The sequence below is a fragment of the Streptomyces sp. 184 genome (assembly GCF_045781775.1).
Taxonomy (GTDB): domain Bacteria; phylum Actinomycetota; class Actinomycetes; order Streptomycetales; family Streptomycetaceae; genus Streptomyces.
In genome coordinates, this window is record NZ_CP123230.1 from 7,052,137 (window position 1) to 7,066,250 (window position 14,114).

At 73.5% G+C, this 14,114-nt stretch carries 10 protein-coding genes and 1 pseudogene; 6 read left to right on the plus strand and 5 right to left on the minus strand.

The features are described from left to right. Positions 1-2: 2 nt before the first annotated feature. Positions 3-227: pseudogene (locus QBL21_RS29915) on the minus strand (N-acetyltransferase); the annotation flags it as partial. Positions 228-282: 55 nt separating this feature from the next. Continuing rightward, entirely contained in the window at positions 283-1,173 is an 891-nt protein-coding gene (locus QBL21_RS29920) for an SCO6745 family protein (RefSeq protein WP_407565350.1), read from the minus strand. Between the two features lie 103 nt (positions 1,174-1,276). Between QBL21_RS29920 and QBL21_RS29925 the strand changes: the two genes are divergently transcribed. Beyond that, the gene (locus QBL21_RS29925; protein ID WP_407565351.1) at positions 1,277-1,840 is read left to right on the plus strand and encodes a TetR/AcrR family transcriptional regulator; all 564 of its coding nucleotides are present in this window, start codon (positions 1,277-1,279) and stop codon (positions 1,838-1,840) included. Positions 1,841-1,926: 86 nt separating this feature from the next. Then, the gene (locus tag QBL21_RS29930; protein ID WP_407565352.1) at positions 1,927-2,211 is read left to right on the plus strand and encodes a putative quinol monooxygenase; all 285 of its coding nucleotides are present in this window, start codon (positions 1,927-1,929) and stop codon (positions 2,209-2,211) included. An 8-nt stretch (positions 2,212-2,219) separates the two neighbouring features. On the opposite strand, the gene mfd is transcribed toward QBL21_RS29930, so the two are convergent. Next, positions 2,220-5,807 carry a transcription-repair coupling factor gene (mfd, locus tag QBL21_RS29935; RefSeq protein ID WP_407565353.1) on the minus strand — a complete coding sequence of 1,196 codons (3,588 nt, stop codon included), beginning with the start codon at positions 5,805-5,807 and terminating at the stop codon, positions 2,220-2,222. Positions 5,808-6,374: 567 nt separating this feature from the next. Here mfd and QBL21_RS29940 point away from each other — a divergent pair. Together QBL21_RS29940 and QBL21_RS29945 are read left to right on the plus strand one after the other, a co-directional pair. Continuing rightward, on the plus strand, positions 6,375-7,172 hold the full coding sequence (locus QBL21_RS29940; RefSeq protein WP_407565354.1) for an ABC transporter ATP-binding protein: 798 nt from the start codon (positions 6,375-6,377) through the stop codon (positions 7,170-7,172). Position 7,173: 1 nt separating this feature from the next. Further along, entirely contained in the window at positions 7,174-9,759 is a 2,586-nt protein-coding gene (locus tag QBL21_RS29945; RefSeq protein WP_407565355.1) for an ABC transporter permease, read from the plus strand. Positions 9,760-9,869: 110 nt separating this feature from the next. Here the strand turns inward: QBL21_RS29945 and QBL21_RS29950 are convergent, their stop codons facing one another. Next, complete coding sequence (locus QBL21_RS29950) at positions 9,870-10,523, minus strand: hypothetical protein (protein ID WP_407565356.1); 654 nt, start codon at positions 10,521-10,523, stop codon at positions 9,870-9,872. A gap of 285 nt (positions 10,524-10,808) precedes the next feature. Between QBL21_RS29950 and QBL21_RS29955 the strand changes: the two genes are divergently transcribed. Together QBL21_RS29955 and QBL21_RS29960 are read left to right on the plus strand one after the other, a co-directional pair. Next, entirely contained in the window at positions 10,809-11,840 is a 1,032-nt protein-coding gene (locus tag QBL21_RS29955; protein ID WP_407565357.1) for an AraC family transcriptional regulator, read from the plus strand. A 271-nt stretch (positions 11,841-12,111) separates the two neighbouring features. Then, entirely contained in the window at positions 12,112-13,065 is a 954-nt protein-coding gene (locus tag QBL21_RS29960; RefSeq protein WP_407565358.1) for a putative RNA methyltransferase, read from the plus strand. Here QBL21_RS29960 and QBL21_RS29965 read toward each other — a convergent pair. Then, positions 13,062-14,000, minus strand: a complete 939-nt coding sequence (locus tag QBL21_RS29965) for a hypothetical protein (RefSeq protein ID WP_407565359.1) — start codon at positions 13,998-14,000, stop codon at positions 13,062-13,064. The two genes, QBL21_RS29960 and QBL21_RS29965, sit on opposite strands and share 4 nt — an antisense overlap. Positions 14,001-14,114: the final 114 nt, after the last annotated feature.

Genomic DNA, 14,114 nt, shown 5'->3' on the forward strand with positions numbered 1-14,114 from the left:
AGTCAGCGGAGGTTGTGGCGGATCCAGACGTCGGGCTCCACGTAGACCGCCCAGTTGCGGTCCGGTTCGCAGCGGACCGGGGCGAGGGCGCCCGGGACGTCCGTACCGAGCATGACGGCCGACAGCCCCCGCCCCTGCTGCCCCGCGTCGACGGCGACCTCGATGGCGCTGACGGTGTCCGGCTCGACCCCGTACCGCTGGTCGTCGAACGCCCACACCAGCACCTGGTGCGCGGGGCGTGTGTTCCTTCGTACGCCCCACCGCACCCCGCGCCGTCCCCCGTCACCCCTTGCCGATGCCCAGCGTGTTCTCCCCCGGCAGCATCCCCGTCCCCAGCACCTTCACCCACGGCCCGCCCAGCAGCTCCGCCAGCCGCTCCGCGCCGTCCGCGCCGATCGCGCGCCACGGGGCCGTCGCCAGTTCGTCCGTACGGCGCTCGACCTCCGCGCGCAGCGCCCGGCCGGCGTCCGTGGCCGTGCCGTCGGCCGTGACCAGCCCGCGGGCGGCGAGCCGCGTGCGGGCCGCCGCCCACTCGGCGTCGCTCCAGCCGCGGCTGGCGAAGGTCTCCTCGGCCGCGGCGCCCACGGCCGCGAAGGACACCAGCGACTCGACGGCGTCCAGGTCCGCCGTGAGCAGCGCCGCGAGGTGGCCGTCGCCGCGGTGCTCGCGGAGGATCGTCGCGGCGTGCCAGAGCTGGAGGTGCGGCTGCTCGGGCCAGGGCAGGGCGGCGTTGGCGGCGGCCAGGGGGCGGCCGGCGGTGTGGGCGGCCTCGGCGGCGCGGCGGGCGAGGCGGGCGGCTTCGGCGAGCCCGGGGGCGCCGAGTCCTTCGGGGTCGCGGGGGTCGTCGCCGAAGATCGAGCGGTACGCGCGGTCGACGGCGCGCTCGCGGGCGGCGAGCACCTTCGCCGGGTCGGCGACGTCCCAGGCGGCGGGGACGTAGCGGCCGGTCATGGCGGGGTCGAAGCTGTAGAACGCCGCGCTGACGACCGCCTCGCCGACCGGGCCGAGGGGTGCGGCGCGCCAGGCGAAGTACGAGGGCCAGCGGTCCTCGGTGGCGTAGCCGAGGGCGGCGGCTTCGTCGTTGGCCTCGGGCGCGTAGTAGAGGACGGCGTGCAGGGGCTCCAGCAGGTGCCAGAGCTGTCGTACGCGCTGGGGCGTCAGGTCTTCCGACATGGTGTCCTCCTCGGTCTCGTACCGACTCTTATCTTTACACTGACTAGATTGCCTCGCCGCAGTGAACTTGTCAATGGCTAGATGCTTCGTGGAGGATGGTTCCATGACCGACGACCGCCCCTACCACCACGGCAACCTGCGCCGCGCCGTCCTCGACGCCGCCCTCGACGTCATCGCCGACCAGGGCCCCGGCGCCGTCAGCCTCCGCGACCTGGCCCGCCGCGCGGGCGTCTCGCACGCGGCACCGGCGCACCACTTCAAGGACCGCGCCGGGCTGCTGACCGCGGTCGCGGCGGAGGGCAACGCGCTGCTCGCGGAGTCGCTGGAGGCGGCGGCGGACCTGGAGGACCTGGGCGTACGGTACGTACGCTTCGCGCTCGCGCACCCGGCGCACTTCCAGGTGATGTACCAGCCCCACCTGCTGCACCCGGACGCCCCGGACCTCGCGGCGGCCCGCGACCGCGTGGACCGCACCCTGCGCGCCGCCATCGCCGCCCTCCCCGAGACGGACCGCGGCCCCGACGCGGAACTCGCCCGCCTGGCCGCCTGGTCGGCGGCCCACGGCTTCGCCACCCTGGTCCTCAGCGGCAGCCTGGCCCCCGGCGGGGACCCGGCGGAGACGTTCCGCGCCCTCACCCACGTGATGTTCAACCCCGCGTCGGACTGAGCACTTCTCGGCGCGGCGATGAGCCCGGGGCGCCGGAGTGGTCTGTTCTTGAGGAAGGCCGTACCGCCGAGACACAGAGGAACGCCGTGATCATCATCGCCGGAATGCTGCGAGTCGACGCCGCCGCGCGCGCCGACTACCTGGCCGGCTGCGCGCAGGTCGTCACGCAGGCGCGCGAGGCCGCCGGATGCCTGGACTTCGCGCTCTCCGCCGACCCGGTCGAGGCGGACCGGATCAACGTGTACGAGCGGTGGGAGACGGACGAGGACGTGCTCCGCTTCCGCGACACGGGCCCGGACGCCGCCCAGACCGCCCGGATCCTCGACGCCGAGGTGCACAAGTACCGCATCTCCGCCGTCGAGGCCCCGTAGCGGACGGGCTACGAGTCCAGGATCGTCGTCAGCAGCTCCCCCACCCACGCCAGCAGTTCGCGGCCCTTCAGCGGCTGGGCGCCCAACTGCTTCGGCTTCGGGCGGTCCACCAGGATCTGGTTGAGCGCCGGCTTCACCACCGCGCCCGGGTACAGCCGCTTCAGGCGCAGCTCCTGCGACTCCCGCAGCGACACCGGGCTGAAGCGGATGCGCGAGCCCTGGAGGGTGATGTCCGTGACGCCGCAGGCGCGGGCGAGCATGCGCAGGCCCGCGACCAGCAGGAGGTTCTCGACCGGCTCGGGGAGGGGGCCGTAGCGGTCGGTCAGTTCCTCGCGGACCGCGCGGACGTCGTCCTCCGTGGTGGCGGAGGCGATCGAGCGGTACGCCTGGAGGCGGAGCCGTTCGCCCGGGGCGTAGTCGTGGGGGACGTGGGCGTCGACCGGCAGTTCGATCTTGACCTCCGGCGGCGGCGCCTCCTCCGCACCGCCTTCCAGCGTCGCGCGGTAGTCGGCGACGGCCTCGCCGACCATCCGTACGTACAGGTCGAAGCCGACGCCCGCGATGTGCCCCGACTGCTCGCCGCCCAGCAGGTTGCCCGCGCCCCGGATCTCCAGGTCCTTCATCGCCACGTACATGCCGGCGCCCATCTCCGTGTGCTGCGCGATGGTGGCGAGGCGTTCGTGGGCGGTCTCCGTCAGCGGCTTCTCCGGCGGGTACAGGAAGTACGCGTAACCCCGCTCGCGGCCCCGGCCCACCCGCCCGCGCAACTGGTGCAACTGCGAGAGGCCGAAGGTGTCGCCGCGCTCCACGATGAGGGTGTTGGCGTTGGAGATGTCGATGCCGTTCTCCACGATCGTCGTGGAGACCAGCACGTCGAACTTCTTCTCCCAGAAGTCGACCACCACCTGCTCCAGCGACGACTCCGACATCTGCCCGTGCGCCGTGGCGATCCGCGCCTCCGGCACGGCCTGCCGCAGCCGGGAGGCGGCGCGGTCGATGGACTCGACCCGGTTGTGGATGTAGAAGACCTGGCCCTCGCGCAGCAGTTCGCGGCGGATGGCGGCGCCGATCTGCTTCTCCTCGTACGGACCGACGAAGGTCAGCACCGGGTGCCGCTCCTCCGGCGGGGTGGTGATCGTCGACATCTCGCGGATGCCGGTGACCGCCATCTCCAGCGTGCGGGGGATGGGGGTGGCGGACATCGTCAGCACGTCGACGTTGGCGCGGAGCTTCTTCAACTGCTCCTTGTGCTCCACGCCGAAGCGCTGCTCCTCGTCCACGATGACCAGGCCCAGGTCCTTGAACCGGGTGTCGGACGAGAACAGCCGGTGCGTGCCGATGACGATGTCCACCGAGCCCTCGCGCAGCCCGTCGATCACGGCCCTGGCCTCGGCGTCGGACTGGAACCGCGACAGCGCCCGCACCACCACGGGGAACTGCGCGTACCGCTCGGAGAACGTGCCCATGTGCTGCTGCACCAGCAGCGTCGTCGGTACGAGGACGGCGGCCTGCTTGCCGTCCTGCACCGCCTTGAAGGCCGCCCGCACCGCGATCTCCGTCTTGCCGTACCCGACGTCGCCGCAGACGAGGCGGTCCATGGGCACGGGCTTTTCCATGTCCTCCTTCACCTCGGTGATGGTGGAGAGCTGGTCGGGCGTCTCCATGTACGGGAAGGCGTCCTCCAGCTCGCGCTGCCAGGGCGTGTCGGCGCCGAAGGCGTGGCCGGGGGCGGCCATGCGCGCCGAGTACAGCTTGATGAGGTCGGCGGCGATCTCCTTGACGGCCTTCTTCGCGCGGGACTTGGTCTTGGCCCAGTCGGAGCCGCCGAGGCGGTGCAGCGTGGGGGCCTCGCCGCCGACGTACTTGGTGACCTGGTCGAGCTGGTCGGTGGGGATGTACAGCCGGTCGCCGGGCTGGCCGCGCTTGGCCGGTGCGTACTCCACCAGCAGGTACTCGCGGGTGGCGCCCTGGACCGTGCGCTGGACCATCTCCAGGTAGCGGCCGACGCCGTGCTGCTCGTGCACGATGTAGTCGCCGGCCTGGAGCGTCAGCGGGTCGATCTGCTTGCGCCGCCGCGCGGGCATCCGCGCGCCGTCGCGGGCGGCGGACTTCTGCCCGGACAGGTCGGTCTCGGTGAGCACCGCGAGCTTCAGCTCCGGGGCGACGAAGCCGTGCTCCAGCTCGCCGCACGAGACGTGCACGACGGACGGCGCGAGCGCGTCGGGGCCGAGGTCCGCGTCGAGGCGGGCGGCGATGCCCTCGCCGCCCAGCACCTCGGCGGTGCGCTGCGCGGGGCCGTGGCCCTCGGTGAGGTAGACCACGCGCCAGCCGTCGGCGAGCCAGCCCTTGGTGTCGGCGAGCGCGCGGGCGGTGTCCCCGCGGTACACCTCGGGGGCGTTCAGGCCCAGCTCCAGGGATGGGGCCTCCCCGGGCCCCCAGGGCCCAGGGGACTCGTCCTCCAGCTCCGCGTCCGCGGAGAAGGGGCTGACCGACCACCACATCATGCCCAGCTCGCGCGCGTGGTCGCGGACGTCGGCGATGCCCCACAGCGACGCCCGGCCCAGCAGCTCCAGGTCGATCGGCGCCTCCCCGCCTCCCGCGGAGGCGGCCCACGACGCCTGAAGGAACTCCTGCGACGTGGCCACCAGGTCCGCGGCGCGGGTGCGCACCCGCTCGGGGTCGCAGGACACCGCCATGCTGCCGGCCGGCAGCACGTCGAGCAGCAGCTCCATGTCGTCCACGAGGACGGGCGCCAGGGACTCCATGCCCTCCACCGCGATCCCCTCGGCGATCTTGCCGAGCAGCTCGCCGAGCTGCGGGTGCCGGACGGCGAGGTCGGCGGCCCGGGCCCGTACGGACGCGGTCAGCAGCAGCTCGCGGCAGGGCGGGGCCCACAGGCCGTGCTCGGCGACCTCCAGGGAGCGCTGGTCGGCGATCTTGAAGTAGCGGATCTCCTCGATGTCGTCGCCCCAGAACTCCACCCGCAGGGGGTGCTCCTCGGTGGGCGGGAACACGTCGAGGATGCCGCCGCGCACCGCGAACTCGCCGCGCTTCTCCACCAGCTCCACGCGGCTGTACGCGGCGGCGGCCAGCGCCTGCACCGTCTCTTCGAGATCGGCGGACCCGCCGCTGCGCAACGCCACCGGCTTGAGGTCGCCGAGCCCCTTGACCTGCGGCTGGAGCACGGAGCGTACGGGCGCGACGACGACGGAGACCGGGCCGGTCGCCGGGTCGGCGGGGTCCGGGTGCGCCAGCCGGCGGAGCACGGCCAGGCGGCGGCCGACGGTGTCGGAGCGGGGCGAGAGCCGCTCGTGCGGCAGGGTCTCCCACGCCGGGTACTCCACGACGGAGTCCTCGCGGCCGGGCGGCATCAGCGAGCGCAGGGCGGCGGCCAGGTCCTCGGCCTCGCGGCCGGTGGCGGTGACCGCGAGCACCGGGCGCCGGGTACGGGCCGCCAGCGCCGCGAGCGCGAAGGGGCGGGCGGCCGGCGGGCCGACGAGGTCGACGTGCGGCCGGGCGCCGCCTTCGGCGGCCGTCACCGCCTCGGCGAGCGCGGGATCGCGGACGACGGCGTCGAGCAGGCCGTGCAGGCTCATGGGGGCATCCGCTCCGAGTGGCTGTGTGGCTGGATGGCTGAGTGACCGGGTGGCTTGATGACCGGGTGGTGGGCTGCGGCTCGCGCCGTGGGCAACGCGAACAGCCCGAGGCGGCGAGCGCCCCGGGGGTCTCCAGCGTACGACGCCCCGCCGACACCCCGCGCCCCGAGCGGGAACCCGCAGCTACGGACGCGGAACCCCGACCCCGGGCCCGTACCGCCCCCGCACACCCCTAAGGGCCCGCCCCCGTCACAAAGCAGGGGCCGGGTCCTCCGTCCGGCCGAGGGGCCCGGGCGCCGCGCTTTCTAGCCTGGTCAGGACGGTCGCCGGCGGTGATCCGGCGGTCGGCGGGGGGTCCGTCCCCAGTACGGGGGTGGGGATATCCCCACAGCGGATACGGCGCCAGGCACCAGGGATTTTCCGGCCGCCGCTCACGAGACTCATAGGCACGACGCAGAGCGCCGCGACAGCGGCGCAGACCGGCCCGGGGGCGCAGCCGAAAGGCCGAAGGACAGGTTCCGCAGCGCGATACCGCAGGGCGGTACCGCAGACGAAGGAGACACGACAGTGACTACGGCTGTAGCGGCGCGCACGGCCGTCGCCGCACGAGCGCGACAGGTGACCAAGGCGTACGGCTCGGGGGAGACGCGGGTCCTCGCTCTCGACAACGTCGATGTGGACATCGCCAGGGGCCAGTTCACCGCGATCATGGGTCCCTCGGGCTCGGGCAAGTCGACCCTCATGCACTGCCTCGCCGGCCTCGACACGGTCACGGCGGGCCGCATCTGGATCGACGAGACGGAGATCACCGGGCTGAAGGACAAGAAGCTGACCCAGTTGCGGCGCGACCGCGTGGGCTTCATCTTCCAGGCGTTCAACCTCCTGCCCACCCTCAACGCCCTGGAGAACATCACGCTGCCCATGGACATCGCGGGCCGCAAGCCGGACCGCGAGTGGCTGCGGCGCGTGGTGGAGACCGTGGGCCTGGCCGACCGGCTCAAGCACCGCCCGAGCCAGCTCTCCGGCGGCCAGCAGCAGCGCGTGGCCGTGGCGCGGGCGCTCGCCTCCCGGCCGGAGATCATCTTCGGCGACGAGCCGACCGGCAACCTCGACTCCCGCGCCGGCGCCGAAGTCCTCGGCTTCCTGCGCCGCTCCGTGGACGAGCTGGGCCAGACCATCGTGATGGTCACCCACGACCCGGTCGCCGCCGGCTACGCCGACCGCGTCCTCTACCTCGCCGACGGCCGCATCGTGGACGAGATGTGGGACCCCACCTCCGAGCAGGTCCTCGACCGCATGCGCCTCTTCACCGGGGGAAGCCCCCGGACCCCCGCCTTCGACGCGCAGCAGGGCTCGGTGGCCTGAGATGACCGTCGTCAAGACATCGCTGCGCAACTTCTTCTCCCACAAGGGACGCATGGCGCTCTCCGCCGTCGCCGTCCTGCTGTCGGTGGCGTTCGTGTGCGGCACGCTCGTCTTCTCCGACACCATGACCACCACCTTCGACCGGCTCTTCAAGGCCACCGCCTCCGACGTCCGCGTCAGCCCCAAGGCCGCCGGCGGCGACGACGGCGACTGGGGCCGCAAGCCGCAGCCGACGATGCCGGCCGCGGACCTGGCGCGCGTGGAGAAGGTCGACGGCGTCAAGGCCGTCGACGGCGAGGTGTCCAACGACGCCATCACCGTCGCGGACGCCGACAACGACAACCTCGGCTCCGACACCGGCGCCCCCACCATCGGCACCAACTGGGACCGGCTGGAGCAGAAGTCCGCCGAGATCACCTCGGGCCACGAGCCGCGCGGGCCCACCGAGGTCGTCATCGACGCCGACGCCGCCGACAAGCACGGCGTGGAGATCGGCGACAAGATCCGTACGATCGCCGACCCCGGCTCGTTCACCTCCGAGGTCGTCGGCATCGCCACCTTCAAGATGACCAACCCGGGCGCGACGATCGTCTACTTCGACACCGCGACCGCGCAGGCAAAGCTCCTCGGCAAGCCCGACGTCTACTCCTCGATCAACGTCACCGCCGCCGCCGGCGTCTCCCACGAGGCGCTGAAGGCCGACGTCAAGAAGGTCGCGGGCGACCTCGCCGACCCGGTCAAGGTGCAGACGAAGGCGGAGGTCGTCGAGGAGAACAAGGACGACCTCGGCGGCTTCCTGGACGTCATGAAGTACGCCATGCTCGGCTTCGCCGGCATCGCCGTCCTCGTCGGCATCTTCCTCATCGTCAACACCTTCTCCATGCTCGTCGCCCAGCGCACCCGCGAGCTGGGGCTGCTCCGCGCCATCGGCGCCGGCCGCCGCCAGGTCAACCGCTCCGTGCTGGTCGAGGCACTGCTCCTCGGCGTCATCGGCTCGGTCCTCGGTGTCGGCGCGGGCATCGGCATCGCCGTGGGGCTGATGAAGCTCATGGGCGCGGTCGGCATGGAGCTGAACACCGCCGACCTCACCATCAACGCCACCACCCCCGTCGTCGGCATCGTCCTCGGCGTCGTCGTCACCGTGCTCGCGGCGTGGCTGCCGGCCCGCCGCGCGGGCAAGGTCTCGCCGATGGCCGCGCTGCGCGAGGCCGGCACGCCGGGCGACCGCAGGGCCGGTGTCGTACGGACCGTGCTGGGCGTGGTCCTCACCGCCGCCGGCGGCGGGCTGCTGTTCCTGACCACCCGCGTGGACGAGGCGTCCGACGGCGCGATGTACCTCGCGGGCGGCGTGCTGCTGTCCCTGCTGGGCTTCATCGTCTTCGCGCCGGTGCTGGCCGGGCTGCTGGTACGGGCCCTCGCGGCCGGCGTGCTGCGGATCTTCGGCCCGGTGGGCCGCATGGCCGAGCGCAACGCGCTGCGCAACCCGCGCCGTACCGGCGCGACCGCCTCGGCGCTGATGATCGGCCTGGCGCTCGTCGCGTGCCTGTCGGTGGTCGGATCCTCCATGGTCGCCTCGGCGACCGAGGAACTGGACAAGTCGGTGGGCGCGGACTTCATCATCCAGTCCGACATGGGCCAGCCGATCGTGCCGGAGGCCGCGCAGGTCCTCGACGACGCCCCGCACATGGAGCACGTCACGCACTACAAGTCGCTCGACGCGGACCTCACCGTGCCGGACGGCAAGACGGTCGAGGACTACAGCCTGACCGCCGCCGAGAAGACCTACGCGCAGGACCTCAGGTCCGAGACCGTGCACGGCGAACTGGCCGACGCCTACCAGAAGAACAGCATGTCGGTCGGCGAGGACTTCGCGAAGGACCACGGGCTGAAGATCGGCGACACCCTCGGCGTCGACTTCGAGGACGGCGGCACGGCGGAGCTGACGCTGCGCGCGATCACCTCCTCCGACACCACGCTCGACTCGGGCGCGGCCTACCTGAGCCTGGGCACCGCGAGCGACTACATCAAGGCCGGCGACATGCCGCGCAACGACATCATGTTCGGCAAGGCGAAGGACGGCCAGGAGGAGGCCGCGTACGCGGCGCTGAAGAAGGCGATGGACCCGTACCCGCAGTACAAGGTCCGCGACCAGACCGACTTCAAGCAGACCCTCAAGGACCAGGTGGGCCAGATGCTCAACCTCGTCAACGGGCTGCTGGCGCTGGCGATCATCGTGGCCATCCTCGGCGTCGTCAACACCCTGGCCCTGTCGGTGATCGAGCGGACCCGCGAGATCGGGCTGGTGCGCGCGATCGGGCTGTCGCGCAGGCAACTGCGCCGCATGATCCGGCTGGAGTCGGTGGTGATCGCCCTCTTCGGCGCGCTGCTCGGACTCGGGCTCGGCATGGCGTGGGGCGCGGCGGCGCAGCAACTGCTGGCGCTGGAGGGGCTGAAGGTGCTCGACATCCCCTGGCCGACGATCGGGATCGTGTTCGCGGGCTCGGCGGTCGTCGGGCTGTTCGCGGCGCTGGTGCCGGCGTTCCGGGCGGGCCGGATGAACGTCCTGAACGCCATCGCGACCGAGTAGCGGCGGTACGCGGTGGAGGGGCCCGGCGGACCTTGGTGGGCGCCGCCGGGCCCCGTTGCCCGTTCCCGGTACGGGGGTGCCGGTCACGGGCGGTGTGCGGGGAGGTGCGGCTACGGGGTCCAGACGATCGGCTCGTCCGCGTAGTCGTCCTCCTCGTACGAGGCGCCGGCGACGCTGGCGCCCGGCCCGGCGCCCTGGAGCCGCTTCGTCTCGTACGTGGCCCCGGCCTCGGCGAACTCGTCCGGCGCCACACCCTCCTCACAGCCCTCGACGTCCGCGCCGAAGACCGTGGCGCCCGGGTCGCCGCCGTCCGCGGTGACGCCCGTCAGGTCCGGCGGGTAGGAGCCGCCGAGGTCGCTGCCGTCGGCGTTCTCGACCGTGAACTCGACGCAGAACGGCGTGATGTCCGCGTCGCCGCTCTCGCCGAGGGCGGCGTCGAAGGCCGCCTTGTCCACGTCGGAGACCCCGGTCACGGTGATCCCGATGTGGCCGGTGGCACCCGCCCTGTCGTACGGCACGACGGCGCGGTCGCCGATCTTCAGCTCCGTACCCGGCGGCGTCACCTCCACCTCCTCGGGCGCGGCGGCCGGGCTCTCCTCCGCGGCGGCGTCCGGCTCCGCCTCGGGCTCCGGCGCGGACTCCTGCGAGGACCCGGACTCCTGGTCCGCCGCGGAGGAGCCGGAGTCGTCGTCGTCCGAGCAGCCCGTGAGGGCGAGCGCGGCGGCACTGACCATCGCCAGCACGGTCATGCGAGTTCGGTTCACTGGGAGTTGCCTTTCGAAAATGCGCGGTGGCGCGCGCGGTCTCTCGGCTGGTCGTGCATGAGCGGTATGCAGGAGGGACACGAGCGGGTACCGCACGCGCAGATTCGTGTCGCGACCCACGGTGGCAGCCGGGCGGCCGGGAGGTCATTGACGCTCTGAGGACACTTACTTGACGATGCGTCCACGGCGCCGGGGCCGCGACCGGGGGGCCCGGTCCGGGTAAAGAGCGGGTAAACGCGTGCTCTAGGCTCGGTGCCTGCCTCGGGGGGCAGATGGGGTGGAAGCGTGATCGGGGACGAGTTCCGCAGCGACGACGTGCCGGCGTCCGAGCGGTTCGCGTACTGGCAGCACCGGATGTGCGGGCGGATGTCGGGATTCCGCATCGCGCGGGCGGAGCCGGCGGCGGGAACGGCGGACCGGGCCGACTCCGTTTTCCTCGCCGAGGAACTGGAGATCAGCCTCGGCGGGCTGGGAGTCGCGTCCCGCAGGCTCTCGTCCGTGGACATCCGCCGCAAGCGCGACGACGCCGACAAGGGCGGCTACCAGATCCTGCTGCCCGTCCAGGGCGCGCTGCTCACCGACTGGGACGGCCGCGCCGCCGTCTCCCGCCCGGGCACCATGTACTTCCACGACGGGACCCGGCTCAACTCTCTCGGCCTGCGCGCCCCGGACGGCCCGGGCCACTTCCACGTGCTGACCGTCGACATCCCCGCGGACCGCATCACGCTCCCGCCCGGGAGCCTCGCGCGGCTCGTCGGGCAGGAACTCCCCGGCGACGAGGGGCCCGGCGCGCTGCTGACCGGCGTCGTCAGCCAGGTGCTCGCCGGCGCCGGCGCCTACCGCCCCACCGACACCGCCCGGCTGGGCACCGCCGTACTGGACCTCGTGCACGCGCACCTGGCGCACCAGTTGGAGTCGCGGACGGCGCAGCCGTCGCTGGCGCCGGAGCACCGCCGGCACGCCCTGCTGGTGCGCGTGGTCGACTTCATGCGCCACCACCTGGAGGACCCGGAGCTGACCCCGCAGTCGGTCGCGGACGCCCACCACGTGTCGGTCAGCTACCTGCACCGGATCTTCCGCGCGCACACCGGGGGCCGCGAGACGGTCGCCGGCTGGATCCGCCGCCACCGCCTGGAGCACGCCCGCCGCGACCTCGCCGACCCCGCACTCGCCGCGGTCCCGGTGCACCGCATCGCGGCCCGCTGGGGCTACACCCACGCGGCGGCGTTCACCCGCAGCTTCCGCGCGGCGTACGGGACGACCCCCCGGGAGTACCGGCACGAGGGCCCGGCGCCTTCTGACGAACCTCGGCCTTAAACACCCGGCGGGAGACTCGTAGACTCGTGACGTGGCATTCACGAGCGTCCCGCACCACTGCTTCCTGTGAGCGGAAGGTCCTGAGGGCGGCGCCGGCCGGCGTCGCCCGCCTCGGTATGCCTGCGGCGTGACCCGCGTTCCCGACCCCGCCCCGTCCCCTCCCGGGCTCCTTCCCGCGAAGGTTTCCCGTGGAGGCTCCCGCGGAGGTGCCGCCCCCGGGCGCGCGCCCGCAGGCACGGTCCCTTCCCGCCACCGCCGCCAGGAGCGCCCCGTGTCCGTCCCCCTTCCCGCCGCCCTCGCCCACTCCCTCGACGTGCTGCGCTGCCCCACCTGCCGCCGCACCCGCCGCCTGCACCCCGACCGCCGCGCCCTGCGCTGCCCGGCCGGCCACACCTTCGACATCGCCCGCCAGGGCTACGTCAGCCTGCTGACGGGCGCCGGGGCCACCAGCGGCGACGACGCGGCCATGGTCCGGGCCCGGAGCCGGTTCCTGTCCACGGGCGCGTACGCGCCCCTCCGCGAGATCGCGGCCGGACTGGCGGCAGACGGGGTGTCCGGATCGTCCGGGACAGCCGGGACAGCCGGGGCGTCCGTGGGCTCCGGGGCGGCGCCCGGGGCATCCGGGGGTTCCGGCTCGTCCGCGCGGCCGGTCACGGTGGTGGACGCGGGGTGCGGTACGGGCTACTACCTCGCCGGCGTCCTCGACCGGCTGGCCGGCGCCCGCGGCGTGGGGCTGGACACCTCCGTACGCGCCCTGCGCGCGGCGGCCCGCGCCCACGACCGCGCCGCCGCGGTGGCCGGGGACGTCTTCCGCCCCCTCCCGCTGGCCGGCGGCACGGCCGACATCGTGCTGAACGTCTTCGCCCCCCGCAACCCGGCCGAGTTCCACCGCGTCCTGCACCCCGCCGGCCGCCTGATCGTGGTCCGCCCCACCGGGCGCCACCTGGCCGAACTGCGCGACCGGTGGCCCGGGATGGTCACCGTCGACCCGGCCAAGGAAGAGCGGCTGCGGCGCGCGCTCGGCCCCTTCTTCGAGGCCGCCGCCACCGAACGGGCCGAGTACTCCGCGACGCTGACCGGGCCGGAGGCCGCGGACCTGGTGGCGATGACGCCCAGCGCGCGCCACGTGGGCCGTACCGACGACGACGCCCGCCTGCCCGGCCGGGTCACCGTCTCGGTGCTGGCCACCGCCTACCGGCCCCGGCCGGGGAGGACGGCGCCCTAGTCGTCGCCGTGGGGCGAGGGCCCCGGGACCGTGCCGGTGGCCGGGTCCGGGTCCGGGGCCCGGCCGGTCATCGCCGTGAGCGTGGCACGTACGTGCTCCATGTGCGCCGACAGCTCCTCGCGGCGGACGTCCGCCTCGCGCAGCACGCGCTGCGTGTCGCGTTCGATCTGCTCCGCCTGCGCCACCGCCTCCGCCACCAGCTCCGCGCCCTCGGCCTCCGCCTCGTCGCGGCAGCGGCGGGCGTACGCCTCGGCCTCGGCGTGGGCCGCCCGCTGCTCGGCGAGGTGCGTCTCCGCGCTGCGGGTACGGGTGGCGAGGTCGGCGTCGACGGCCTGCCGGCGCTCCCGTACCTCCTCGTCCAGCCGCCGCTCCGCGGCCATGCGTTCGTGGTGGGCCTCGTCGAGCATCGCCGCCGTGCGGTGCTTCATCTCCGCCAGCGCCGCCGCCGCCTCGCCCGCGCTGTCCTCGACGGCCGCGTGCGCGGCGGCCATGAGGTCGGCGGCCTCCTGCTCGGCCGCGCCCAGCGCGCTGCGCAGCCGGGCCTCGGCCTCCTCGCACATCGCCTGGGCCGCGCGGCGGGTCTCGGCGGTGGTCTCCTCGACGTACCGGCGCCTCTCGTCCCGCGCGCGGTGCAGCTCCTCCGCGGCGGTGCCGCGGAGTTCGGCGGCCTGCTCCTGGGCGAGGTGCAGGATCTCCTGCGCGCGGACGCCCAGTTCCTCGTAGGTCTGCTCCTTGACCTGCGCCAGCTCGCCGGTGAGCCGCTCCAGCTCCTGGCTCAGCTCGCGCTCCAGGACGGTCAGGCGCGCGGCCCGCTCCCAGGCGGAGTCACGCTCCTCACCCACGCGGGTCACCGCGGTGTCCACCTGGTCGGGGTGGTAGCCGCGGCCACCGCGTACGGTGTCGAAGCTCCGAGCCGACGTCTTCACGGCACCCATGTGATCGAGCTCCCTCTCGTCCCCGGTCGACTGTCGGCGCTCATCCTTCAGGACTCGTGCGAATCGGTCATAACCTGACACCCACTCCTTTCAGGTGGTCATCGGTTGAAGAAC